This window comes from Geitlerinema sp. PCC 9228 (assembly GCF_001870905.1).
In the GTDB taxonomy this organism is placed as follows: domain Bacteria; phylum Cyanobacteriota; class Cyanobacteriia; order Cyanobacteriales; family PCC-9228; genus PCC-9228.
In genome coordinates, this window is sequence record NZ_LNDC01000146.1 from 1 (window position 1) to 26,809 (window position 26,809).

Genomic DNA, 26,809 nt, shown 5'->3' on the forward strand with positions numbered 1-26,809 from the left:
CGTCTTCAGCCAGAAGACTTGCAGAGGTTCGGGCTAGGGAAACACCCGAACGTGCGTGACTACTATCGGCTCTTGGTCTAGCCATTACTACGGGAACCTGGCTGTTCCCAAGCCCCGTCGCTTTAGCGCGGGGTCAGTGACGAAATGTCATTGGTGTGGGAACGTACCGAGCCTGGGAACATCGGAGGGTGGAAGCGTCGGAGATTAGGAGATTATGGAAATAAATTTATTTTTGTCTCCCATACTCCGAAGCTCCCATGCTCGGTATGCACTTATTTATCGGGTTGGGGCGTTAAGCGAAGATAAGGCTTCACTTCTCGATAGCCTTTGGGGAATTTCTGTTGCAGTTCTTGTGGGTCTTTGATGGAAGGAACGATGACGCAATCATCCCCTTGTTTCCAGTTGACCGGCGTGGCGACGCTGTGGTTATCGGTGAGCTGCAAGGAGTCGATGACTCGCAGGAGTTCGCTGAAGTTACGACCGGTACTGGCGGGATAGGTAATGGTTAGACGTAGTTTTTTGGCTGGGTCGATGATAAAGACCGAACGTACGGTGACGGTGTTGTCGGCGTTCGGATGGATCATGTCGTATAGGTTGGAAACTTGGCGATCGCTATCGGCGAGAATGGGATAGTTTAGGGTAACGCTCTGGGTTTCCTCAATATCTTTAATCCAACCTGTGTGGGAGTCTACGTCATCTACGCTCAAAGCCAAGACTTTAACGTTCCGCTTGTCAAATTCTGGCTTCAAACGGGCAACTTCCCCAAGTTCGGTGGTGCAAACGGGGGTATAGTCGGCAGGGTGGGAGAACAGAACCACCCAGCTATCTCCTGCCCATTCGTAGAAGCTAATATCTCCCATGGAGGAAGCTTGTTTGAAATCTGGCACTTGGTCGCCGAGTTGTAGAGCCATAGGTGACACTCCTTTCTATTTCCGAACAACGTTTCATGAAAGCTCTATTTGCTATCATGCCATAAAACTACGGTTTTCCTACCGGATTTTAGCTGTTTTTTTCAACAAAAATGTTGGTGGCTTCTGGGTGGGCAGTTGGCAAGAGGGGAAAATGGGTTCTAGAAGAAATCGGCGGTCATATCTGATATCAGGCTATTGGTGATTTCGGTGGCAGCTTCTGAGGTGGTTGGTTCTGGCATGAAGGCGGTAATATCCAAATTGTTGTTGGTGGTGTCGTTGTTCGTGTCGTCGGTGTCGTCAGTGCCACCGGTGTCGTCGGTCTCGTCAGTGCCACCGGTGTCGTCGGTGTCGTCGGTGCCACCGGTGTCGTCGGTGTCGTCGGTGTCGTCAGTGCCACCGGTGTCGTCGGTCTCGTCACCGTCTCCTTGGGAAATGAAGTCGTTGCGATCGAGCAAATCGCTGTCTACGCCGTTGAGAATTGCCAGTAGTTTACCGGATTCCAGAACGGTGATATTGGTACTGAAAACGCCAACACCGGTGGATTGTTCGATCAATAGTTCGTCGAAGGTAATGCCTTGGGGAAGCAACAAGAAATCTTCCAGGTCGTTGTAATCTTCGATAATGTCAAAACTACCGGCATCCCCTGGAATGGCAAATAAATCGGAACCACCACCACCGATCAAAGTGTCGTTGCCGTCGTCGCCGATGAGGGTATCATTGCCCAAATCTCCAGAAAGGCGATCGCTTTGAATACCGCCAGTAAGGGAATCGCTGCCCTGACCGCCAAATAGGGAATCTTCGCCGTCTCCACCGGTGAGGGTATCGTTGCCTTGGTTGCCAAAAGCCAGGTCGTTGGCTACTTGCCCTTCTACTAAGTCATCGCCGTTGCCGGCAGTTAAGGTATCCCGGTCTTGACCCCCCTGGAGGGTATCGTTGCCTTCGCCACCTGCCAGTTCGTCGTTACCCACATTTCCCTGTACGATATCGTTGCCCACATCGCCAGAGAGGAAATCGCGATCGCTACCACCCACTATCGTATCGTCATCGCGACCGCCAAACACCGTATCCCGTCCGCTATCACCGCTGAGAAAATCTTCGCCAGCGTTGCCATTGATAAAATCATTGCCCAATTCTCCCAAAATTCGGTCTTCGCGATCGCCTCCCAAAAGGCTATCTTCTCCTTCACTGCCAAAAAGATTATCGCGATCGTCGCCACCATTGATTAAATCATTGCCACTATTGCCAACAATCAGATCGACTCCCAACTGACCGAGGAGAACATCATTGCCATCGCCGCCAGACATGCTATCTTGGTCGCCACCGCCAAGCAGGGTATCGTCACCAACTCCCCCTTCCAGCATGTCATCGCCAAAATCACCAACTAGGGAGTCGTTATTTTCATTGCCAAATAGTTGGTCGTCGCCAATGCCAGCTAACAGCGTATCGTTGCCGAGATTCCCAAATAAGGTATCGTTGCCTTCTTCTGCTTCTAGGAAATCATTTCCCAAACCGCCAACCAGGGAGTCGTTATCCAACCCGCCACGGAGAACATCGCTGCCGTCGTCGCCAACCAGCGTATCTCTGTGGTGACCGCCGATCAGTTCGTCATCGCCAGCACCACCAACCAGCGAATCTTGTCCTGTATTGCCAGAGAGAAGATCGTTACCGGCTTCGCCAAAGAGGACATCGTTGCCTAATTCTCCCAAAATGCGATCGCGTCCGAAACCACCAAAAACAATATCGTCGCCGTTGCCGCCGCCAGCAAAATCATCTCCTACATCCAAATTAATAAAATCATTGCCGTCCTCACCAATGGCCGTATCGTTGCCACCTCTGCCTTCCAGAGTATCGTTGCCAGGACCGCCACGGAGGGTATCGTTCCCTTCGCCACCATCCACCGAATCGTTGCCGCTGCCACCATCGAGAACATCGTCGCCAATTTCTCCCAACACCACATCGTTGTTGCCAGCACCGGCGAGGGTATCGTTGCCAAAGCCTCCCCGCAATACATCACTAGCTTCACTTCCGACCAAATTCTCGTTGCTGGCGTTGCGGTTTTGGATTTCCAACTCTCTAGCACGTTGTTGGTAAAAGGAGACAGCTTCGTTAATTTCGTCCGCACTGGCATCTTCGGTCAATCCTGCAGCCTCCCAGGAAACACTTCCCAAATGATTGGGGCGAACCCCTAAATTGTTGCTAATTGCCTGCAAGGGCAGCGTTCCGTCGGATAGTTGGAAAGTTTCGATTTGCGAGGTAGATTGCAACCAATCCAAAATCAAGAAGGCTTGGTCGCTTTCAGAGTCGGAAGCAAATAAATGCCTGCCTTCAATGACGGCTGTGGTAGTGGTTTCGCTAAAAAGACCGATGCCGGGGGCAACCAGCCTATCGTTGCTGAACTGACCGCTGTCAAAAATGGTAATCAGGCCATCTGCGACGGTGTTGTACGTGTCATTGTTGGAACCGCCAAAGAACCACTGGAACTCGTCCGTATCCGTTCCTTGGAAAACATCGTCTCCCTGCAAACCGAAGAAAACCGTGTCTTCGCTGCCGGTGAAGCGATCGTTGCCAACTGTACCGATGACTTCTGAAAGTTGCAACACGATAAAAAATCCCCCTCTTGCTTGCGTGACAAACCGGTGCCCAAGGCACAACGATTTTTTAGGTTTTTCTAGTTTTTTCTAGACCGAGCCTGCTGGCTATACGCAACTGGCGGGGTTAAGCACGTTCGCCAGCCGCACGCCAAAGTTTTACCGTACCATCAGCACTGCAACTAGCCAACGTACTGCCGTCGGGGCTAAATTTCACTGCCGCAACGCCTTGGGTGTGTTCTGCCAGAGTGGCTATGCATTTGGCCGTGTCGGTGGTCCACAGTTTGATGGTGCCATCGTGGCTGCCGGTGGCAAAAAGTTTGCTATGGGGACGGCTGCTGATGGAAACGGCGGGTAGGAGATGTCCGGAGAAACTGTGCAGGCACGCTCCGGTGGATAGCTGCCAAATTTTAATGGTACGGTCCCAACTGCTGCTAATGGCTTTGCCGTCGGCGGTGACGGCTACGGCGTGAACGACGCCCTGGTGACCCGAAAGTTCCCCTACTGGTTCGCCGTTGGGGAGTTGCCAAATTTTGATTTTGGTGTCTTGGCTGCCGCTGACTAAAAACGAGTGGTTGGGGGAAAAGGCGATGCAGGTGACCCGTTCCTGATGTCCGGAGAGGGTTTTGTGCAGTTGTCCTGCGGGAAGATGCCACAATTTGACCGTGCGATCGCGGCTAGCGGAGGCTAAGAGTTGCCCTTCGCCGGGGTTGGGACCTCCCTGTATGGCTACTGAGGCGACCACGCTGCTGTGTTCTCGCAAGGTATGCAGCAAAGTAGGCGTTTCTCCCTGTCGCAACTGTCGCAGGTTCCACAGCCAAATGGTGCCGTCGGCACTGCCGGCAGCCAAGAGGTTGCCATCGGTGGTGGCGGTGAGGGAAACGACACCACTGCTGGGGTCGGTGAGGGTATGCAGCAGCTGTCCGCTATGCAAGTCCCATAGTTTGACGGTGCCATCCCAATCGGCACTGGCAAGAATCTGTGAGGGGGGGATGAGGGCAATATCGGTGATTTCTTTGGGAGGATCGTCGCTGGTGAGGGTGAGCACGCACTGCCAGTCGGGGGTTGGTGCTGGCGAGGGTGAGGAGGCGGGGACAGGGGAGGCAGGAGCTGGGGTGGCTTCAATGTCGAAGGTGGGCAGGGCGCGATCGCTAAATAAGGCTTGCCACATAGGTTCGACGGACTGGTAGCGTCGGTCGGCGGACAGGATGGCTCGATCCAGTACTTGCCGCAAGATGTCGCTAATGGGGGTTAGGAGAAAATCCTGCCACACCCAGGTGTTGGATACCATATCGAACAAATCGAAGGGCGGCATTTGCGTCAGTAAGGAGATGCAGGTGACTCCCAAACTGTAGATATCGCTGCTGAAGGAGGCTTGCCCCATGAGCTGTTCGGGGGCGGTGTATTCCGCACTGCCTACGGTGGTGCCGGCTTTTTGGGTGGTGCCGGTTACTCTTTTGACTAAGCCAAAATCGACTAGCGCTAAGGTATTATCGGGGCGGCGAATGATATTTTCTGGTTTGATATCGCGATGAATGAATTTGTTTTGGTGTAGAAAGTGTAAAATTGGCAGGATTTCTGCTAAGATTTGTTCGATTTTGGTTTCGGAGAAATTTCCTTGGTGCTGGGATTCTTGGGCTAAGGTTTCTCCTTGGATATATTCTAGAATTAAGTATTGGCGATCGCTTTGTTGGAATGAGTTGAGTAGGGTGGGTAGTTGCGGGTGCTGGCTGATGGTTTCCAGTTGCAAGACTTCCCGCAAAAAAGAAGCTTGGGCGGCTTGGGAATAAGGACGAAATTGTTTGATAACGCAGGGGTCGCTGGTGGCTTTTTGTTCGTCAACTCCGATGAAGGTTTGGCTGATACCGCCTTTACTTAGGGGAGAACGAGCTCGATAGCGATCGCCCAGCAGCAGTTTGGTGCCGCAGTTTTGGCAAAATTTATTACCAGGGGGGTTTTCTGGTTGGGGACATTCGGCGTTGACGCAGTAACTCATAGGAGCAGCATTGGTAATGGGAATACGATCGGGGGGAATTTTAGGTTTACGATATCATAACCGTGTTTCAGGTGATTTTTTCGGGAGAGTCTTTGAGCTACCAGAGCGTCTGGCAGGTGGTTTTTCCGTGGGTAGGGAAGCCATGGGCAAGCGATCGCGATTGGTCGCTGCGGACAGTTTTCTGAGAAAATGCTTAAAAATATATAAAATTTTTACCAGAATAGAAACCAGTGGATTGCTATTTTGTATGGTTGTATTTGGGAATTGTTTGGGAACTTGATAAACTAGGGCAGCGATTCTTCTGACGGTCCGTTGCACTCTTGACCATATCGAACTTCCATTTTCACCCCCGAGCAACGGCCGCCGCGATCGCAAAGCTGTATTAGGCAAAAAAGTCCCTACCGGGGCATAATTGTGGTTTACACCGAGGAGATGAACGGATGAATCCGTCTCAAGAAGCCCTAGACATTCTCCAGCAAACAAGCCGAACTTTCTACATTCCCATCGTTCGTTTGCCTCCAAAACTACAGGAAGCCGTGGCGTCGGCTTATCTGTGCATGCGTGCCATCGATGAAATTGAAGACAGTGCCAAGCTACCCAACATCACCAAAGCCAACCTACTACGAGAAATTAGCCTAACGTTACAATCTGCCATCGATGGAAACCACTTCCCCGAATTTTCGTTTCTGAAACCAGATAACTCCCATTCCCTCGAGGAAGTCACCGTACGCATCGACGAGTGGGCATTGCTAGCTCCCGAAAGTATCGCACCGCGGGTTTGGGATGCTACAGCCGCCATGAGCGATCGCATGGCCTATTGGGCAGAATGCAATTGGAACGTGCGTACGGAAGCCGATTTAAATCGCTATACCTTTAGCGTAGCCGGTGCGGTAGGACTGCTGCTATCCGATTTGTGGGCTTGGTATGATGGTACCCAAAGCGATCGCACCCATGCCATTGGCTTCGGTCGCGGCTTGCAAGCAGTCAACATCCTCCGCAACCACAAAGAAGACCTGGCTCGTGGGGTTGACTTTTTTCCCGATGGATGGTACACGCGCGACATGCATGCATACGCTCGCCGCAACTTGCAGCTGGCAGATGCCTATACCAATTCTTTACCTGTAGGAGCAGCTCTTGACTTTTGCCAAATTCCCCTAGCCTTAGCCAAAGCCACCCTCGATGCTTTGGATGAAGGTCGTGAAAAATTAGAAAAACAGGAAGTCATCCAAATTATCCATAAGTTAGAAGCCGGTGCCACACCAACCTAGGCATCCCATTTCCGCAAAACATCAAAACCAAAAGCCCCCCTTTTTTAGGGGGGTTGGGTAAATTCAATACAACACAATTTTTCAGAAAAAATAACAGAGAGTAGTTTCTAGCCGCCACCTACAAAAAAAATAGGATGCACATGCAGAATGCACCCTATCCAAAATTTCGTTAGTGACAGGAAATTTTAGAGACTAGAAACATCTTGGAAATCGTCTTCCGTAATCGTGGTCGCATCCACGCCGGTAAGACCAGCAATAGCATTGCCATTGAAAGAAATCACCGTGCCACCTTCTGCTTGGAAAACCGATAGATCCTCGAAGCTGAGACCAGCAGGTTGTACTGGGAAGTCACTGGTAGGCAGTACCAACGAATCCACACCATCTTCAAAGTCCGTGATAATGTCAGGACCGGATACAGCACGCAACAAGAAGCGATCCGAACCTTCACCCCCAGTCAGCGTATCCTCTTGGAAATCACCACTGAGAAAGTCGTCGCCGTTGCCACCGTTGATGATATCGGCTTGCTGACCGCCAAAAATGGTGTCATTGTCGTTGTTGCCATTCAGCGTATCTTCCCCTTGACCGCCAAAGATGGTGTCGTCGCCATCATCGCCATTGGCATTGTCGTTACCTTGACCGCCAAAGATGAGGTCGTTGTCGTTGCCACCGCCGATGACATCATCTCCCAGGTCACCGTTGAGAAGATCGTTGCCATTGCCACCTTGAACGTTGTCGTTTTGCTGACCACCAAAGATAGCATCATCGCCGTCGCCACCATCTAGATTGTCATCTCCCTGGTTGCCGAAGATGAAATCGTCATCAGCGTCGCCACGAACATTATCGTTACCGGAGAAGACAGCCACAGCATCGTTACCACCACCGGCAGAGACATCATCATTGCCATTACCGCCTTCTAGGGTGTCGTCGTCTTCGGAACCGACAACTTCGTTATCGATGTCATCATCATCATCATCATCATCGTCGTCGTCACCGACATCATCCCCTACATCAGGCACCTCCACAGGAACATCGCCACCGTCGTCACCATCACCGATGCCACCATCGTCATCGTCATCTTCGTCGGGTTGCTCCTCCGCTGCTTGTACATCAATTTCAAGGTTCTTGTTGAACAGAGAAAAGCGTTCTCCGTCGGAAGCGTTCCAGCTGAAGCTAATGCTTCCGGTGAAGCCTGCGTCGGGTTCGAGAACCAAGGAACTCAGTTCGCTAGCAGAAATAATTTGTCCGGAACTTACCGTTTCGCTACCCAACAGCAGGGTACCGTTTTCTGGCAAGTCGTTGATGCGAATAGCACTGAGGGAAGACCCTTCAGCATCGGTAAAGGCTTCAGCAAAGACCTCTACATCCAGTCGAATTTGACCTTCAGCGGAAACAGTGCGTTCGATGCTAACATTTTCTAGTTCGGGAGGGTTGTTGGCAGGAGCCCCACCTGTGTCGTCGTCGGTGTCAACTTCAGTCTCGGCATTAACCCCTAAATTGACACTGTCAAAACCAGTATCATCCAAATCGTTACCAGCAGCATCTTCCAAGCCATTTGTACTGGCATCAATCTCCGTAACAGCAATACCATTGCTGTCGTTGTCGCCATTTTGAACCGTGTATTCAAAGACAGCGTTGCCGTCACCATTGATTTCTGCGAAGCTTGCACTGCGGGTTGTACCGCCAATATCCAATGTGATAGAAGGTTGGGTGTCGGTCGGACTTAATAAGTTTTCATTCGCATCGACAGTAATTGTCAACTTATCGCCTGCTCCTAGCGTACCGCTATCTGGAGAGGCAGTAATTCCTGCAGCCGTGATGGTAGGAGCTGTTGTATCAACGTTGACACCTAGCTGTTGACTGGTAAAGCCACTGGCATCCAGGTCGTTGCCATTAACATCTTCCAAACCGTCGGTACCAGGCTCGATTGCAGTTACCTCAATGCCATCATCATCATTGTTGCCATCCTGGATGGTGTATTCAAAAATAGCGTTACCAGCTTCAATTCTCGATAGGCTAACGTTGCGAGTGGTATTACCAATTGTAAGTTCTAAAGAAGAAGCACCAGTACCTTCCCGCAAATCTTCATTAGCGTCAACAACAACGGTTAGTAAATCGCCAGCTGCCAGTACACCGCTGTTTGGTGAAGAAGTAACGCTATCAGCTGTAGGAGCAATTCCATCAACATTGACTCCAAGATTTATTGTTATGTTACTTAGATCGGTGTCAACTGAGTTACCGGATGCATCTTGTAAAGGAGGCGTACCAGAGTTATAGGAAGTGACTTCAATACCATTTGTGTCTTCATCGTCGTTTGTAATTTCATAGGTAAAGATAGCGTTGCCGTCACTATCAATTTCCTGAAAACTAGCAGTGCCAGTAGTACCGCTATCACTAAAAGTTAGTGTCAGGGTGGGATCGGCACCGCTGGGTTCTAGGATTTCTTCATCAGTTGTTACAGCAACTTCTAGCGTATCGCCAGCAGCTAGCGTACCGCTATCAGGAGAAGGAGTCAGTTTAGTAATCTTGGGAGAAGTGTTGTCATTGGCATTGACATCAAGATTGACTGGGAAGTTAAAGCCAGTTTTTGTATCTAGATCGTTCCCCTGGTCATCTTCCAAACCATTCGGATCGAGATCGATATCAGTGACTAAGACACCGTTATTATCCTGGTCACCGTTCTGAATCGTGTAAGTGAATTCAGCGTTATTATCGCCGTTGATCTGGCTGAAGCTGGCAGTACGAACAGTCCCACCAATATTTAAAGTAAGTTTGGCAGTGCCATTGTTAAGCAGGGGTTCATCTGCATCTAGAGTAATGTTGAGCTCATTGCCAACTTCTAACGTACTTCCACTATCAGCAGAAGTGATGGCATTAATTGTAGGAGCCTTGGCATCGGCATTGACATTAAGATTGACTGGGTAGGTGAAGCCGGTAATTACATCGAGGTCATTACCGGCTTTATCTTCTAAACCATTTGTGCCAGGATTTAGTGCGGTCACTTCGATGCCATCGCTGTCGTTGTCGCCATCCCGGACCTCATATTCAAAGACAGCATTGCCACTACTGTTGATTTCTTTAAAGGTTGCAGTTTCTGTTTTACTGCCAACTTCTAGTTCTAGAGAAGGAGTGCCACTACCTTCCAATAGGTCTTCATTGGCATCTACAGTAATTGTTAGGGTATCACCAGCAACTAATGTACCAGTGTTAGAAGTTTTGATAGAATCCACTTGAGGAGACGTTGTATCCGCTGCAATACCAAGCTCCGTACTAGTTAGAGTCGTACCATCGATTGTGTTACCGGTGCTACTATTACCTACACCATCTGTCAAAGTAGTATCAGTTGTTGGAGTTGGATCGGTGGTTGTACCGCTAGAATAACTCTCGACCTGAATATTGGGATTGTTGTCTCCACTTTGAATAGTATAAGTAAATACGGCATTTCCGTCACTGTTAATAGTGACGAAATTTGCTTCTTCAGAATCCCCTGTATCTCCATCTAAGTCTTCTAAAACGAGTTTCGGATCTGCATTGTTCCCTTCATCAACCAAATCCTCATTCGCATCTACAATGATGGTTAAGAGATCGCCAACACCTAGAGGTCCGGTACTAGAGGTAGAAACACTAGTAATTGTAGGACTGGTCGTATCAAAGTTAACATTTAGATTTTCTGGGAAGGTAAAACTACCCTGTACTAAAGAAATACCACTACTATCTGTTAAGCCTCCAGCAGAGAGGTCAATACTGTCGACATCTATACCGTTGCTATCATTTATATCATTTGAAAGTGTGCTAAGATCGAGTTCAAATGTAGCATTACCACCAGAAATGCCATCAGCATTCACATCTGTATTCGTAGTAGTACCATCATTTTTGTCGAGTCGAAGTGTGATAGTTGCATCATTATTACCCTCAAGGGGTTCACTAGCACTAACAACAATTTCTAGAGTATCGTTCGGACCCAAAGTACCACTACTTGATGTTGTAATGCTACTGATGATAGGAGCTGTATCAGCAACTTCCCCAATGTCTAGACCACTAAAGGCACTTACATCTAAATCATTACCATTTTCATCTTCTAAACCATTGGTTCCCGGATTAACATTTGAAACTATGATGTTTCCTTGATCGCCATCCTGGACAGTATAGCTAAAAATAGCATCGCCATTACCATCAATACTGGCAAAGTTAGCAGTTCGGGCGACACTACCTGCAATTAAATCCAAAGTAGGTGTACCGGTACCTTTGGTTAAATCTTGGTCAGCATCTACCTTGATATCTATAGTGCCACCATTCTGTATACTATCAGCTACGGCAGAGCTAAGGTCGTTGGGATCTGTAGTAGACAATACAGTTATGCTACTGTTATCAATAACAGGAGGAACCCCGTCAGCATCTACTCCCAAGGTTTCAGGAAATGTAAAACCACTAGGGTCTAAATCTTCCTTACTGTTTACACCTCGCAAATCATTAACGGTCAGATCGGAAACTTCTATATTATCGCTATCACTATCTCCATTTTGAATGCTGTATTTGAAAACAGCATTGCCGTTACTGTTAATACTGTCAAAAGTTGCTGTTCGGCTCGTACCACCAATGTCTAATGCTATTACGGGGTCATCGCCACCATCTTCTAAATCTTCATCGGCATCTACAATAATTTCCAGCTCGTCACCGAGGGTTAAAGTACCACTGTTATTGGTGAAGATACTGCTATTGGTAATGCTTGGTGCCAAAATGGCAGCATAATTTTGCAGAGCAACTTCTGTCAGTGCCAACTGGGAAGTAACATTTCCCACCTGTACTTCCAAGTTCCAGTTGCCACCTTGCTCGGGATTGCCGGTTACTGGTACTGGCGGCAATATTAGCTTGGGTGAAAGTGGCTAGTTTCTCTAAAAAGGAAGCATTGCGAGTTACTCCAGCTACCCGACAGCCGTACAGCAAAATGTCGGCATCTTCTGCCAATGCCGACTGCCAACCTTGTAATTGCTTTTGGTAGCGAGGGAGGGTGTGGCGATTGAGAACGCTGTTGCCTAAATAAATGCAGCCAGGGGAACCGTGAGCGATGATGTGAATCGATTGCAGCTGGCTGTAGTTCTGTAAGGTTTCGCTAATCTGTTCAATGCCATCCCGCTTGGCATCCAGCAAGACGGCTTGGGTTCCGGGAACCAAACCTGCCATCAAGGTTTGATGGTCTTCTACGGCTGGGTCAATAAGCAATGGCTTGGTAACCGGTGGAAAGCGATTTGAACGAAGGTACATCGCTTGGAGCAACAGTGGCAACGCGCGTACTCTGCCTGCTAAGAAGCGTGGAATTTGAGTAAATCTGACTCATGGCAAATCTCCGATTCATAGGAAAACTGTACAAAAAACTTTAGTTTGCTTAGATACAAGTACAAATCGTACTTGTACGGAAAAAAACTGAGCTTATACGGATCAGTTTGAAAAAAATTATTTTTCTGCATCAATAATACCTTTCTTTTGATTCTCCCGTCAAGCTTTTAGTAAAAGAAAATTTATATTTTAATATTTTTACTATAAAAGGGCTTTTTCTGAGGTTGTTGGCTTTATTTGCTGACAAAAAATACCCTAAAAAAGATAAAAACCTCCCAAAACAGCAAATAACTGTCTTAAAATATATTTTAAAAAAGGTTTAATTACCGTATTTTATCGCTATTTAATTTTTAGTTCAAGCAAAGTTGACCAACGTTTTGTAAACGCATGGGTACGTAAAAATCTGTAAATCCCTTCAGAATTTGTTGCATTTTTTTACCTTTACTATCCTACACCTCGTTAGAACTCCTTCCTATTGGAAAAGTTCCCAAACTATCGGTCCCAGCTATCTACTAATTCTAGCCACCTACGCTAGCTAAACCCCTGCCTTAAAGCCGTTTCTCCTCTTAAACGGCAGTCTAGGCTTCCACTGGTTATTTCAATTTCTAAACGAATAGGCAATACGAGTACAACTTAACTTATGAATTGGCATGTGGCGATGAAGGGGATGCTGGAGTTGACAGGTAGGGGCAATCGACAATCCTGGAAATGGGAAATTCTATACAAATCATGCAAGCAATCGCAAGAAAAAGCCCCCCTTTCCAAGGCTTGCCCTGAAGCTGTCGAAGGGGGGAGTTGGGGAAATTCACGCGATCGCTATCTTTGAGAAACCATCTCTTAAAAGCAAGTCTCAGATTCTACAAACTCGAAACCTCTTCAAAATCCTCCTCCGTAACTGTGGTAGCGTCTATACCGGTGAGACCTGCAATAGCATTGCCCTCAAACAGCACCACCGTACCTCCTGGTGCTTGAATGATATTCAAATCCGCAAAAGTCAACCCATTCGGTTGCAAAGGGAACGTACCGGTAGGTAACATCAGCGAATCCACCCCATCTTCAAAATCGGTAATAATGTCCGGACCAGTAACCGTACGCAATAGAAAACGATCTTGCCCTTCCCCGCCACTGAGGACATCTTCGCCAAAATCGCCGCTGAGGAAATCGTTCCCTGCACCACCAGCTACAACATCCGCTTGCTGACCGCCAAAAATCGTATCGTCGTCGTTGTCTCCATTGAGAACATCGGCCCCTTGACCACCAAAAATCGTGTCATTGCCGTCATTGCCGCTGACAATATCGTTGCCGGGTCCGCTAATAATCAGATCGTTGTTGCCGCCACCAGCCATGGCATCATCGCCGACATCGCCATTCAGCACATCGTTGCCGTTGCCACCCTGGAATAGGTCGTTGCCTGGACCGCCAAACAGTTCGTCAGCACCATCGCCGCCGTTGAGGCTATCCTCTCCCCGATCGCCGTTCAAAGTATCGTTACCAGCATCTCCCTCCATGCGATCGTTACCAGAAAAACCAGCAACTTTATCATCGCCAGCAAGGGCAATCAAGATATCGTTGTTTGGCGTTCCGTCGAGAACATCGTTACCGTTGGAACCGACAATTTCGCCGCTACCGCCAGTACCGCCGCCAGTACCGCCATCAAAACCACCGTCGGTGCCGCCACCACCACCAGTATTGCCGCCACCAGCATCATCCGTTTGCTGTACGTCGATTTCCAAACTCTTGTTGAACAGCGAAAAACGTTCTCCATCGGAAGCATTCCAACGAAAGCGGATCGTTCCGGTAAACCCTTCATCGGGTTCGAGTACCAACGTATCCAATTCGCTAGCAGCAATAATTTGCCCGGAACTTACCGACTCTCCATCCAACAGCAGCGTACCGTTATCCGGCAGATCGTTGATGCGAACGGCACTGAGGGAAGCTCCTTCCGGGTCGGAAAAGACTTCTGCAAAGATTTCTAAACCAACCGGAATTTGACCGTTTGCAGGAACCTTTCGTTCGAGGCTGATATGGTCGATACTGGGAGGTTCGTTCGTAGGAGTCGTGGGTTCGCTGGTAGCGGTATCGGTTTCTGCATTGACCCCTAAATTCTCACCAGTAAAGCTAGTACTATCCAAGATGTTGCCAGCGACATCCTGCAACCCATCCGCACCGGGATTGATTCCCGCAACTTCAATACCGTTGTCATCGTTATCGCCACTTTGAATGGTGTATTCAAAAACCGCATTTCCAGCGTTGATTTCCCTGAAGTTGGCTGTGCGAGTCGTACCGCCAACAGTCAGTTCCAGCGATGCCGAACCACTTCCCACAATTAAATCTTCATCTGCATCGGCTGTAATTGCCAACGTATCGCCCACTGCTAGGGTACCGCTGTTGGGAGAAGCAGTGACGGCAGCAATGGTAGGTGCTACTGTATCGGCGTTAATCCCCAGATTTTTGCCGGTAAAGCCGCTACTATCCAAATCGTTTCCAGCCGCATCCTCCAAACCGTCAGTTCCAGGGGTAACTGCTGTGACCTCAATACCATCGCTGTCATTGTCTCCCGCCTGGATATCGTAGGTAAATTTTGCATTTCCGCTGGCAATGCTGTCGAAGGTAGCTGTACGGGTGGTACCGCCAATATCTAACGTAACTTCTGGCGTACCTGTTCCCTGAATCAGTTCTTTAGAAGCATCGACCGTAATCGTTAAGGTGCTGCCAACCCCAAAAGCCCCAGTGCTGGGAGAAGAAATAACATCGGTAATTGTAGGAGCGATCGTATTACTGTTGATGCCAAGATTGACCGGGAAGCCGAAGGTGGTAACATCCAAATCGTTGCCGCCGGCATCTGCCAAACCGTTAGTACCGGGAGTTACAGAAGTTACTTCAATGCCATCGCTATCGTTATCTCCAGTATCGAGGGTGTAAGTAAAGACGGCATTACCACTATTGAGACTGTCAAAGCTAGCCGTACGGGTATTGCCGCCAATGTCGAGCGTCATTTTGGGGGTGCCGCTTCCCTTAGTTAAATCTTCGTTGGCATCGACTTCGATGGTGAGCGTATCGCCGCTGCCGAGAATAGAATCGGTGTTGGTAGCTGTAATATCACTAATGACAGGAGCTGTATCTGCGTTTACGCCCAAATTGGCTGGAAAGGTAAAGGTACTCGGATCGAGTTCGTTACCAACGTCGTCTTGCAATCCACCTGCCGTAACAGATTTGACCGCTATGCCATTACTATCATTGTCTCCACTTTGGATTGTGTAGGTGAACAGAGCACTATTACTACTGACAATACTATCGAAATTAGCCGTGCGATCGGTACCGCCAACATCTAAAGTGAGTTGCGGCGTGCCACTGCCTTCCGATAGAACTTCGCTAGCATCGACATTGATGCTTAACGTATCACCAACTTCCAAGGTACCGCTATTAGGCGTTGAGATGATATTGCTAATGGTAGGTGCCTCAGTATCGGCATTGACACTAATGTTTTGAGGGAGGGTAAAAGTACTTGGATCGAGCTCGTTGCCAGCAGCATCTTCCAAGCCACTAGCGGTAACAGAAGTTACTTCAATACCATCGCTGTCGTTATCCCCATCCTTGATATCATAGGTAAACACAGCATCTCCACTAGCATTGATGCTGTCAAAGATGGCGTTTCCAGTTGTACCGCTGCCGCTAAAATTTAGTTCTAAATCAGGATTGCCACTCCCCTTGTTGAGTTCTTCGTCAGCATCGACGGTTATGGTCAGGGTATCGCCGACAGCTAGGGTAGAACCAGCATCATCGGAGGTAATATTGGAAATTTCTGGGGGGTCGGTGTCAGCGTCGACACTGATATTTTGAGGAAAACCAGCAAAGGTAGCTTGGAGAGGGTTACCAGCGGCATCTGTCAAACTACCAACACTAATGCTATCTACTTCAATACCATCGCTGTCGTTATCCCCATCCTTGATATCATAGGTAAACACAGCATTTCCATTAGCATCAATATTGCTAAAGTCAGCAGTAGATGGGGTAGATGGGGTAGTATTAATATTTAAGGTAAGTGTAGACCCTGTTCCCCCACCAATTAGTTCTTCGTTAGCATCTACAGTGATGGTTAGCGTTTCGTCAGTCGATAGGGTAGAACCAGCACTATCAGATGTAATGTTAATAATTTCCGGTGCCGCAGCATCAATATTGACGCCGAGATTTTCGGGGAAGACAAAGCTACTAGCATCTAACGGATTACTATCTGCATCTTGCAAATCGTTCACTGTAATGCCAGAGACTTCTACACCGTCGCTATCATTATCTGCAGCTTGTACGGTGTATTCAAATACAGCATTACCAGCAGTAATTGTATTCGAGGTAATTGTTTCAGTTGTGCCACCAATATCGATACTCAGTTCGCCATTTGTGCCGCTAATATCTTCGTTGGCATCTACGGTAATCTCGAGCGTGTTTCCATCAACTAACGGACCACTACTGGAGGTGGTAATGTTGGTAATAACGGGAGGTGTGGAAGCAGTTACGCCAAGAGATGAGCCGCTAAAGCTACTGGTATCTAGGTCGTTGCCATTGTCGCCTTCCAAACCGTCGGTTCCAGGATTCACAGCGGCAACATTGATATTTCCTTCATCACCGTTCTTAACTGTATAAGTGAAAATGGCGTCGCTATTGCCATCAATACTAGTGAAGTTCGCCGTGCGAGTAATGCCACCTATCGCTAGCTCTAGTGTAGGCGTACCAGAGCCTTCGCTTAAATCTTCGTCAGCGTCTACCTTAATATTGATGGTATCGCCAGCGTTTAAAGGACCGGTAGCTGTCGTACTGACACTGTTAATTGTTGGTGGTGTGCCATCGGCATCCACGCCTAAAGTTTCTGGGAATGTGAAGCCACTGATGTTTAAAGGAGAACCGCTACTTGCTCCTTGCAAACCATTGACGGTAATCCCAGAGACTTGAATGCCATCGCTGTCGGTGTCTCCATTTTGAATGGTATACGTAAAAGCAGCGTTGCCACTAGCGTTGATGCTGTCAAAAAGTGCGGTGCGGTTGGTACCACCAATGTCTAGTTCTAGTTCGGGATTGGTGCCACTTACCGCTAAATCTTCATCGGCATCTAATAGAATATCGAGTTCTTCACCAATGGCTAAAATTCCGCTATCGGTTGTGGAGATGCTGCTATTGGTGATGGTGGGTGCTAGCGTACTGGTGTATGCCTGTTGCGTTGCTTCTGTCAGTGCCAACTGGGAAGTAACATTTCCCACCTGTACTTCCAAGTTCCAGTTGCCACCTTGCTCGGGATTGCCGGTTATATGCTGGTACTGGCGGCAATATTAGCTTGGGTGAAAGTGGCTAGTTTCTCTAAAAAGGAAGCATTGCGAGTTACTCCAGCTACTCGACAGCCGTACAGCAAGATATCGGCATCTTCCGCTAATGCCGACTGCCAACCTTGCAATTGCTTTTGGTAGCGAGGGAGGGTGTGGCGATTGAGAACGCTGTTGCCTAAATAAATGCAACCAGGGGAACCGTGAGCGATAATGTGAATCGCTTGTAGCTGGCTGTGATATTGTAGGATTTCGCTAATTTGTTCGATACCATTCTGCTTGGCATCCAGCAAGACGGCTTGGGTTCCGGGAACCAAACCTGCCATCAAGGTTTGATGGTCTTCTACGGCTGGGTCAATAAAATGGCTTGGTAACCAGCAGAAGATGAGTTTGATGGGGGAACATTGCTGCGAGTAGGGAAACTTTGGGACAATTTAAATTTGATAGGAGAGTATATCTTACTCATGGTGAAGTCTCCGCGAGGACATAACGGTAAGGGAATTGTTTTGGTGCAGGTAGATTGAAATTTCCCAGACTTTTTCCTGATGAGTATCACCCAATGAGAGAATTTTTAGTCTGTTTTTGGCAAACTAAAATTATTTTTTTGTTTTCTGCCTAATAGTAACTCGATCTATCAGTCTTCGTCAACCTTTGTATGAAATTTTTTGGCTTTAAAATTTGAATCGAAAGTAAGTTTTTATGGCAATACAAAACTTTTCAAAAACAACTTTTTCTTCCAAATATTTCTTCAAAAATGGTCTTTGTACGGCATCCATACGATGAAAATCCGAAAACGAAAACTATGGACCTTGACTTCTCTGGAAAGGAAGACGGTCAAAGAAACCAGGTTTCTGGTTGTAGATGGGATATCGTCTAACCAACTCTGGTCCCAAATATGACAATCATGAAAATGCAGTAACAATTTACAAACAAAATTTCCCGTGAAAACACGTAGAATTGATTCGCGATAAGCGATCGCATCTTTACCTCAAGATAACCTCTCTGTTTCATCTCTTGAATCTACCAAGTATTTTCTATCAAAAGGGTTTCCATCCGGATGGTTTTGAAAATCTTTTTTAGAAGAAAAGCTGTTGTACGTGGCTGCCAAGCGATCTAAAAAATCATCCTCTTTACGAACGAACCGTTTTTTCTACCCATTCCCGCTGGTGGGGTTCTAGCAAATCCTCCATATCCGGTCCTGTGGGAATAATTTGCCCGGGATTGAGGGGAAATAGATTGCCGTAGTAGTCTTTTTTCACCTGTTCTCTGTCGCAAGTATCCCGAACCCCAGGCAACTGGTAGATATCCCGCAAGTATCCCGACAGATGCTGGTAATCGCGAATGCGGCGGCGATTGCATTTGAAAAGACCGTAGTAGGCGACATCAAACCGCAACAATGTGGTAAACAGACGTACATCTGCTAGAGTAAGTTTATCCCCGCACAAATATCGCCGCGTTGCCAGTACGGAATCAATTTCATCCAGGGTAGCAAATAAGTCCGCACAGGCGCGATCGTATGCCTGTTGGGTTTGTGCAAAACCGCAGCGGTATACGCCATTGTTTACGGTTTCGTATATTTTCTGGTTCCAAGTATCGATTTCTGTTTGTAACGATTCTGGATATAAATCTAAATCTGGATTTTGCGCAAATTCATTCAATGCCGCGTTTAGCATCACAATAATTTCGGCACTTTCGTTATTGACGATCGCTTGTTTTTCCTTATCCCACAAAACCGGTACGGTGGCACGACCTGTATATCCCGGTTGCAGTTTCTGATAAAAATCCGCCAAACGCTGGCAACCATCTTTTTCTTCTGCAAATACCCAACCCCCAGCCAACGGGTCGGGATAAACCAAATCCACCGAAATACAATCTTGCAAGCCTTTCAAGGCACGCACCACCAAGGTTCTGTGCGCCCAAGGACAGCTCATGCCCACAATTAATTGATAGCGTTCCGATGCTGCTAGGTGAGGAGAATTGGCATCTTTGCTTATCCAATTGCGAAATTCGCTTTCCGGTCGCTTGTATTCTCCAGAACGGTTGCGCGGTGCCAGTTTGGACATCATAATATGCCACATGCGGGTCCAGACAAATTTGCCCAAACCGATAATTAGTTTCGGGGGAAGGGAAGCGCGGGGTTTTGAATTTGCAGACATAAAGAACCAACTGGGAATATTTTTTCTGGTGATTATTTCTATCTATAACATTTTAAGAGGTGATGGTGCGGGCAGGTCTATGTATATTTACATTTGATTTTTCTATGCTATATGCTGAATCAATGCCCGCCAAACCAGTACAATGAGCTATTGACTGTTCGAGCAACTAGCGCGTTTCGTACCGGGAACACCCCACAAAAGAATGCACAAATTTTATGCCTCGTAGAACCCCAACGCTAACATACGATCGCGGTACATTGCTTCTCCATCCACCACCAAAAGGGAAAGCCTGGATTGATTTTTTTACCTGGGACGATCGCGTGGAAAAATTTCGCGCCCCAGCCATTTGCTATCGTGCTTTGGTGGAGGCTTTGCGTGCGGAATCTACCAATTTTGCGGATGAGGCACAAGGGTTTATGCCGTTGGCGTTGGTTCCCAGTTGGGAAATGTCGCCCTATCCCCACCAACAAGAAGCTTTGGCGGCTTGGAAGCGATCGCAACGTCAGGGAGTGGTGGTGCTTCCCACGGCTTCGGGAAAAACCTATTTGGCGCAACTGGCGATGCAAGCAACCCCCCGCAGTACGTTGGTGGTGGTGCCGACGTTGGATTTAATGCATCAGTGGTACGCTCACTTGGAAGCGGCGTTCCCGGATAGGTCAATTGGGTTGCTTGGCGGTGGTTCCCGCGATCGCTCGCCGATTTTGGTGGCTACCTACGACAGCGCCGCTATTCATGCAGAAAACTTGGGCGATCGCTATGCCTTACTTGTGTTTGACGAATGCCATCACTTACCGACAGATTTCAATCGCGTTATTGCCGAATATGCGATCGCGCCCTATCGTTTGGGATTGACCGCTACCCCAGAACGTACCGACGGCAAACATGCGGATTTGCAGTATTTGATTGGTCCGGAAGTTTACAACCGCACTGCCGCCGAACTGGCTGGAGATGCCCTAGCCAACCACGAGTTGGTGCAAATTAAGGTAAATCTTTCCCAAGCAGAACGCGACAAATACAACGAACTCATCCAAGAACGCGATCGCTTTCTGCAAAAATCCAAAATCTCCCTTGGTAGCTTACAAGGATGGCAGCGGTTCGTGCAAGCTAGTGCCCGTTCTGCGGAAGGTCGCCGCGCCATGTTAGCCCATCGGGAAGCTAAAGCGATCGCGCTAGGAACCGATGGCAAAATTCGTGTTTTGGCAGACTTACTCGCCCAACACTATCCCGAACGAACGCTTATCTTTACTGCCGACAACGCCACGGTCTACCGCATCTCCCAAGAATTTTTAATTCCTGCTATCACCTATCAAACCCCTGTCAAAGAACGACACGAGATTTTGCAAAACTTCCGTCAGGGAAGCTACAAAACCTTGGTGGCTTCTCAAGTTCTCAACGAAGGCATTGACGTTCCCGATGCCAAAATTGCGATCGTCTTATCGGGAACTGCCAGCAAGCGGGAACATATCCAACGCCTGGGTAGGGTTTTGCGCAAAGGTTCCCAAAACGACAAGCAAGCGATTCTCTACGAAGTGATTGCTGCCCAAACTTCGGAAGAAAAAGCTTCCCAACGACGGCGCGGCGAGAAGACCAAATCCCAACCATCGAAATCGTCGCGGCATTTGGAACCTGTTTCTCCGCAAAAATCGGTGTACTCGTTTCCCCAACGCCCAACCAGACGCGCGGCGGAATCCAAGGGAACCTGGCAGGAAAGTTCTAAAACGGAACAACAGGAGGAAACTGACAGTGGTGGCGATGAATGATGGCAATGCGATCGCGCCAGAGTATTGACAAAATCCTCCGGTGCTGGTAAATTAAAAATACAAACAATTTTATAAATTTTTGGGGTAAAGAAAATTTTTCTCCCTGCCCCAGGTAGGGGAAATAGCATTTTTGCAGACGTTTCGCTCAAACATCTAGGCAGGGCAAAAATAATAAAAATATTTTCGCGCAGGTTAGATGTTTGGGTTGGAGTGTCCCATTCAACTCCCCCTTTTTTACGGCAAGTTCCCTCACCCTATGTACCCTTTATTATAAAACAACCATCCGATTTTGTCTAGTACACCAAGAAATTTATTTGGGAGATAGCGATCGCTCATTGGGTGGAGTGGATAATACCAAAATAACAAAACACTTCTTTCATAGAAAAATCTAGAGATTCTTCCCAAAAAGATTTGAAAAACATGGGGTACAAACAAGCCATCCGGTAGGGTGGGCATTGCCCACCCTACTTTTACTGAATTTCCATAGACAGAATGCCAGGAATTCTTCCCAGAAAAATTGGATAAAAATAATGCAATTTTATTGACTGTTGCCGAAGAAAGCGGGGTATACAAAAGCAAAAGCTGGGGAGGTGGGAATGCGATCGCCCTGACGGTCTTCGACAATAACCGTTTGTAATTGTTCGTCCCAGCGAGCAATAACCGTGCGATCGCCCAATTGCACCTCTTTTTGCCCAATTTCTTTCATATTTTGATGAACGAACTTATGGCTATCCCCCGCAAACTCATTGTGAGGGGTAGCGTTGCTGCTTTGCCAAATATAGCTGATAAGTTCCTTGGGATGTTGGTCGCGTTGGTCTTGGTTGCGAACCGGGAAAATGAGGCGACTGTCTGTATAGTAGCTACCGTAGGGATATTCTTGGTATGCTCTTTGATATCCGGTATCGGTGGAGAGAATTTTGCTGTCGGGATGTTTTTCTAACCAAGCGCCTAATGTCGTTTTCACCGCCGGAACCCGTGGCAAGGTTTCGTTGACTTGCGGACCAACCACCCCTAGCGCCCAAGGTTGGGCAAATAAGCTATCGTCGCTGCGGTCGTACATGACCAAGCAACTTTGATAGAGTTTGCCAGAAACGCCAAAAGTGGTATCTCCCCTTTCCACCACCACGGCTGTATCGCATAAAGGGCAGTAGGTAACGCTGACGTTGGTACCGCCGATGCTATCGTTGACGATTTCATGCCAGTTTAAAATGCCGTAGGGATAGGCTTTGGCTTCACCGTTGACAACCACGCCAATCACTTTTTCTTCTTTGTCGAAGGGGGTGGTTTCGGCGGTGTCGAATTTGGGATCGTCTACGCTGGGGATGCCATCTTTCGGCGGTCCGCCGTTTTTCAGTTGGTCGAGGTTGATGCGGCTATTTTTTTCTGGGTTGGCGTTTTGTTTGCGTAAGTCTCCCAGTTCTTGGCTTTGGTCGTGGAAGTGTTGGGTGAGGTGAAAGTTTTGCAGTTTGAAGTTTTCCCATCCACCGGCGCGTAAGATTAAGCCACCGACAATCAGGGCAACGGTTGATGAAGAAGCGATCGCGATTTTGAAAATGGTTTTCATCGCAGGTGTCTCCCAATGATAGCAATAACCACAAGCGATCGCGGCAGACAGCGATCGCGTTTCTATCTCCTATACTGGGAGGTATTCCTGAATGTTGGCAGAGCGCTATCTGAGAATTGGATAAAGAATGGCACGTGGGAAAAATCTTGACAAATTTTTTAATTGATGGTATTGTAGTAAATACATAGGGCGATTTTATTTTAAATCGTCATAAAAAAGGGGAGGCAATTGAGGCGTCTTTACCCAAACATCTAAGCTGCCCGAAAATATTTTTCTGTACTAACAAAATACATACAAATTTCCTGGTAAAAGCTTTCTATTCTCCGGCTGCAAAGACCTGTTCTGCGGTCAAATCCAATTCTGGAAAAGCCGGGGAAATAATGTGCGCGTCACCACGAAACAGCTGCATTGGATATTCGCCATCCACGGCTATTTGGTATAAAAATTCTTCCAACATCATCTGTGGCTGGCGAACCACCCGAACCATCAAATCTTGCCTCCCGCGCGATCGCTTTTATTTATATATTCTATCCTCAAAAAAATCAACAAAAAAACCATAACGAAATATCTTTAAGTTTCTGTTTATCCTCCTTATTGTTCTTTGTACCTTTGTGTTTTTATAATAAACCAAGCAAAACCATCACTTATGAACACTTCCATCCGGTAAAATCATCCCCGTCAAATTCGCCCCCGTAATCTTAATAAACAAACGGTCTTTCGTTCCCACTTTGGCATCGCGCAGGTCAGCACCACGCAAGTCAGCACCGCTAAAATCAGCACCAATTAAATTGGCGCCCCGTAAATTAGCATTCATCAAAGAAGCCTCCAATAAATTAGCCCGGAAAAGATTAGCTCCCTCCAAATTGGCACCGTCTAAATTCACATTGTGCAAGAAACTATCGCGCAAATCGGCTCGACTGAGATTGGCATTTTGCAAATTGCTGCGGGATAAATCCTTCTCGCTCAAATCCGCCCCTTGCAGGTTGACCCCTGTGAGGTCGCGACGAAAAGTTGGTTTGGACTTGCGGTTGGCAGTGGCACGAGCTTGTTGGCGCGCCTGTTGGGAAGCCGCTTCCGCTTGACGGCGCGCGCGTACGGCAGCTTCCCGTTGGGCACGTTCGGAAGCCGCTTGTTGGGCAGCTTGCTGGCGGTATTCAGCCGTGTGGCGATTGGGTCTCGATTGTCGTTGGGTACGGTGGTGGGAATGGTGGCGAGAACGTTTGGGACCACCATGCGAGGAAGGCTGGGATTGGCGATGTTCCTTGCGGCTTTTGGTGGCTGTTTCGCCTCTGGTAGAACGATCGCCATTGCGTTCCAGAACATCCCGCAAGCGGTCTCTGGCATCGTTAATTTCTTGTAACTTTTCGTGAGCTTCCCGTTGCAAGTGGGGTTGGTCTGCAGAAACGCGGTCGGGATGCCAGCGCAAGGCTAATTGTTTGTAGGCACGGTTGACTTCCTCTAGGGAAGCGCCTGGTTTCAGCCCCAACACCCGATAGCATCGGTTAAATTCGTGGATCTTCATAAATCAAGCCTTCCCATTCAATCGACGGTACACAATAGCGAGGGAACCTTATGTTTACTGTAATACCATATTTGCAAAACCAACCTTGTGATTAAGAAGAACTTATGGCGCCCTAGAAAATCCCTGCCTAACTCAGCGATTCTAGCTGAGACAGTCGATTTTTCCAGGTTTGCACCCCCGGATCGTCTGGATTCGCTTGTTCCCACATGTCCAACCAATTGCGAGCGCTGCTCAAATTATCTTCTGCCGCCGCCGCTTCTACTTGTACGTGGCAGAAAAACGACCATTCTTGAACGTGGAACTCTTTCCAACCCAACATGGGGCTTAGAATTTCGCGTGCGGCTTCTATACGACCTTCTCGTAGGCGAAGTTCCGCAAAAGCAATCCGTCCGAAAGTATAATTGGGATGGTTTTGATAAAGTGCTTCTATCAGTTGGTTGTATTCTTCTTCCCGGTCTTGCAGTTTGTAAGCCATGGCTAAATTAAACCGCAAATCTGGTGCCTCTGGTTCTTGTTCGAGGGCTTCTTTTAGTAAAGGTTCGGCTTTGGTGCCCTCCCCATTATGCAGAGCTTGAATTGCCTGGGTGAGCAATTCCGTTGTTTCGGAAGCATGGTTCACGGGTCGCGGTTGGGTGGTGATGGCCATGTTCATTAAATAAATATCTTGCCACTGCCCGCGCAACCACATGCGCACGGAACCGGCTGGGATATAATCGTAGTCGGAGGCAATCCTGGCGGCTTCGTACCGCATATCGTCGGGACCTCGGGAGCTCAGGGCAAAGTCTTTGAGTGCCTGGAGTAATTCTGGGGTTTTGGCGGTGCTGGCAAAATAGAGGGCAAATTGTCGGCCTTTCGGATCGCCGCGATCGAGCAACATGGGGATAATTTTCTCGATTGAGGGATATTTCTGGAGGAATTCCTGCAAAACCTGCCGTTCCCTTTCTGCATCATCTTCATCTTCCGATGCTTGGGAAGATCGCTGTTTTAACATATCTTGCATTTCGTAAATATAATGGCGATCGATCCAACTTTCCAGGGTGAAGAACCAAGGAGCGTGGCGTTCGCTGACGGATTTTTTGGCATCTTCTAAGTTTTCCCGCGCCAAGGTTTCGTTGCGATTGTTTTTTAAAGCTCGCTGCCAAATATCTCTGGCTCTGTGCATGCGACCGAGGCGCATTTGAGCGGCTGCCGCTAGGTGCAAAAGCAGGGAGGGACATTTTTCCAGTTTGACGTGTTTCTTGGCCGTTTCGTAAATTTCGGCAATGTTTTCATCGTCACCCAAATAGGCAAATGCTTCCATTTGCTTGATCCAATGGTCTGTATTGTCTACTGGGATGCTTTTGAGGCGTTCGGCATAATACCGGGCGTTTTCCGTATCTCCGGACAAACAGCAAAAGCGTGCTAGGTTGGATAGGGCGTGGACGTTGTTTTCATCAATTTCTAGCACCTTGGCAGCGGCAGCGATCGCGGCTTCGGCATCGTTATCCATCCAACAGCACAGACTGAAGTTATTGTGGGCGGGGATGAAATTTTCCGCACGCTGTACTAGTTTTTCCGCCATAGCGCGTGCGGATTCGATTTGCCTGTAGGCAATTAAGGACATCACTTGCTCGTGCAGGCGGGCAATTTCTTCAGCATTTTCCCCTTCTAACCCCATTTCAGAGAGAATGCCTTCTTTTTCCGATTCCAATCTCTCGACAGTTTCCTGCACTTGGGAAGCGTAGTCGTGGTCTGGATATTGGTCAAGGAAATCGTGAAAAGCTTTCAAAGCCAACATGGGACGTTGGTTGGCTAAATATCCCCCTGCCAGTCCCAAAGCTGCATCTGGGTTGTGGGGACTGACCTCCAACAGTTGCTTGCAGGCATGTTCGTATTCGACGGTGTTTCCCTGTTGTTGGGCCACATTGGCTGCTGCTGCCAAGACATCGGGATGTTTGGGAAATTGTTCTTGCAGGTCTTGCAGGACTTCGTTGGCTTTTTGCCAATCTTGGTTGTGCAGGTGCTTCTGCAATTTTTGGACGCCGGAGGCTACGCTAGAGGTGGGCGAACCAAATCCTTTCCATTGACGGTCGCTTTTTTTCTTAGCCATAGTTGGTCTTAATGCAATCGGTTTTCTACAGGCAGTGTTTTTCTATGTTGGCATTTTTATTGCCAGACGCGATCGCAGTTTGGGGTGGCTTTTAGGTTTTCTTAGAGTTTATCACCCGATTTTTCCGGTTTGGTTCGCGCTCCTGTTTTGAACGGCGGACAGCTGATGGGAAACCCAAAATCTCCTGGAAACGTCTCTATCTCTTGTAAAAAAGGAAAAGAGTTGGTAGCAAAAAGTCACTGACCCCGCGCTAAAGCGACGGGGCTTGGGAACAGCCAGGTTCCCGTAGTAGTGGCTAGACCAAGAGCCGATAGT

Annotated in this window: 14 protein-coding genes; 2 read left to right on the plus strand and 12 right to left on the minus strand. The window is 48.0% G+C overall.

From position 1 onward, the window contains the following. Positions 1-272 precede the first annotated feature (272 nt). The 3 genes from AS151_RS16245 to AS151_RS16255 form a co-directional block, all read right to left on the minus strand. Positions 273-911, minus strand: coding sequence for a peroxiredoxin (locus AS151_RS16245; protein ID WP_071518117.1), 639 nt, complete (start codon positions 909-911; stop codon positions 273-275). A gap of 158 nt (positions 912-1,069) precedes the next feature. Continuing rightward, a complete protein-coding gene (locus tag AS151_RS16250; RefSeq protein WP_071518118.1) occupies positions 1,070-3,511 on the minus strand; it encodes a calcium-binding protein in 2,442 nt (813 codons plus the stop codon). A gap of 115 nt (positions 3,512-3,626) precedes the next feature. Then, positions 3,627-5,495, minus strand: a complete 1,869-nt coding sequence (locus AS151_RS16255; RefSeq protein ID WP_071518119.1) for a serine/threonine-protein kinase — start codon at positions 5,493-5,495, stop codon at positions 3,627-3,629. A gap of 440 nt (positions 5,496-5,935) precedes the next feature. Between AS151_RS16255 and AS151_RS16260 the strand changes: the two genes are divergently transcribed. After that, positions 5,936-6,763, plus strand: coding sequence for a phytoene/squalene synthase family protein (locus AS151_RS16260; RefSeq protein ID WP_071518120.1), 828 nt, complete (start codon positions 5,936-5,938; stop codon positions 6,761-6,763). 185 nt (positions 6,764-6,948) lie between these two features. Here the strand turns inward: AS151_RS16260 and AS151_RS20955 are convergent, their stop codons facing one another. The 5 genes from AS151_RS20955 to AS151_RS16285 form a co-directional block, all read right to left on the minus strand. Further along, positions 6,949-11,538 carry a calcium-binding protein gene (locus AS151_RS20955; RefSeq protein ID WP_084639646.1) on the minus strand — a complete coding sequence of 1,530 codons (4,590 nt, stop codon included), beginning with the start codon at positions 11,536-11,538 and terminating at the stop codon, positions 6,949-6,951. Continuing rightward, positions 11,474-12,022: a DUF4347 domain-containing protein gene (locus AS151_RS16270; RefSeq protein ID WP_071518121.1), complete on the minus strand. Its 549-nt coding sequence runs from the start codon at positions 12,020-12,022 to the stop codon at positions 11,474-11,476. The genes AS151_RS20955 and AS151_RS16270 overlap by 65 nt, the downstream gene beginning before the upstream one ends. Before the next feature lie 929 nt (positions 12,023-12,951). Further along, the gene (locus AS151_RS16275) at positions 12,952-17,355 is read right to left on the minus strand and encodes a calcium-binding protein (protein ID WP_071518122.1); all 4,404 of its coding nucleotides are present in this window, start codon (positions 17,353-17,355) and stop codon (positions 12,952-12,954) included. Positions 17,356-17,387: 32 nt separating this feature from the next. Beyond that, positions 17,388-17,837 (minus strand): DUF4347 domain-containing protein, encoded by a 450-nt coding sequence (locus AS151_RS16280; protein WP_343327438.1) that lies wholly within the window; start codon positions 17,835-17,837, stop codon positions 17,388-17,390. A 696-nt stretch (positions 17,838-18,533) separates the two neighbouring features. Beyond that, the gene (locus AS151_RS16285) at positions 18,534-19,559 is read right to left on the minus strand and encodes a glutathione S-transferase family protein (RefSeq protein WP_071518124.1); all 1,026 of its coding nucleotides are present in this window, start codon (positions 19,557-19,559) and stop codon (positions 18,534-18,536) included. A gap of 215 nt (positions 19,560-19,774) precedes the next feature. Between AS151_RS16285 and AS151_RS16290 the strand changes: the two genes are divergently transcribed. Further along, positions 19,775-21,319 carry a DEAD/DEAH box helicase family protein gene (locus AS151_RS16290; RefSeq protein WP_071518125.1) on the plus strand — a complete coding sequence of 515 codons (1,545 nt, stop codon included), beginning with the start codon at positions 19,775-19,777 and terminating at the stop codon, positions 21,317-21,319. Positions 21,320-21,857: 538 nt separating this feature from the next. Here the strand turns inward: AS151_RS16290 and AS151_RS16295 are convergent. From AS151_RS16295 to AS151_RS16305, 4 genes are all read right to left on the minus strand, one after another. Continuing rightward, entirely contained in the window at positions 21,858-22,883 is a 1,026-nt protein-coding gene (locus AS151_RS16295) for a DUF3179 domain-containing protein (RefSeq protein WP_071518126.1), read from the minus strand. Between the two features lie 316 nt (positions 22,884-23,199). Continuing rightward, positions 23,200-23,370, minus strand: a complete 171-nt coding sequence (locus tag AS151_RS21650) for a hypothetical protein (protein ID WP_211517627.1) — start codon at positions 23,368-23,370, stop codon at positions 23,200-23,202. Positions 23,371-23,523: 153 nt separating this feature from the next. Next, positions 23,524-24,405, minus strand: a complete 882-nt coding sequence (locus AS151_RS16300) for a pentapeptide repeat-containing protein (protein WP_084639647.1) — start codon at positions 24,403-24,405, stop codon at positions 23,524-23,526. A gap of 127 nt (positions 24,406-24,532) precedes the next feature. After that, positions 24,533-26,494 (minus strand): tetratricopeptide repeat protein, encoded by a 1,962-nt coding sequence (locus AS151_RS16305; RefSeq protein ID WP_071518127.1) that lies wholly within the window; start codon positions 26,492-26,494, stop codon positions 24,533-24,535. Positions 26,495-26,809: the final 315 nt, after the last annotated feature.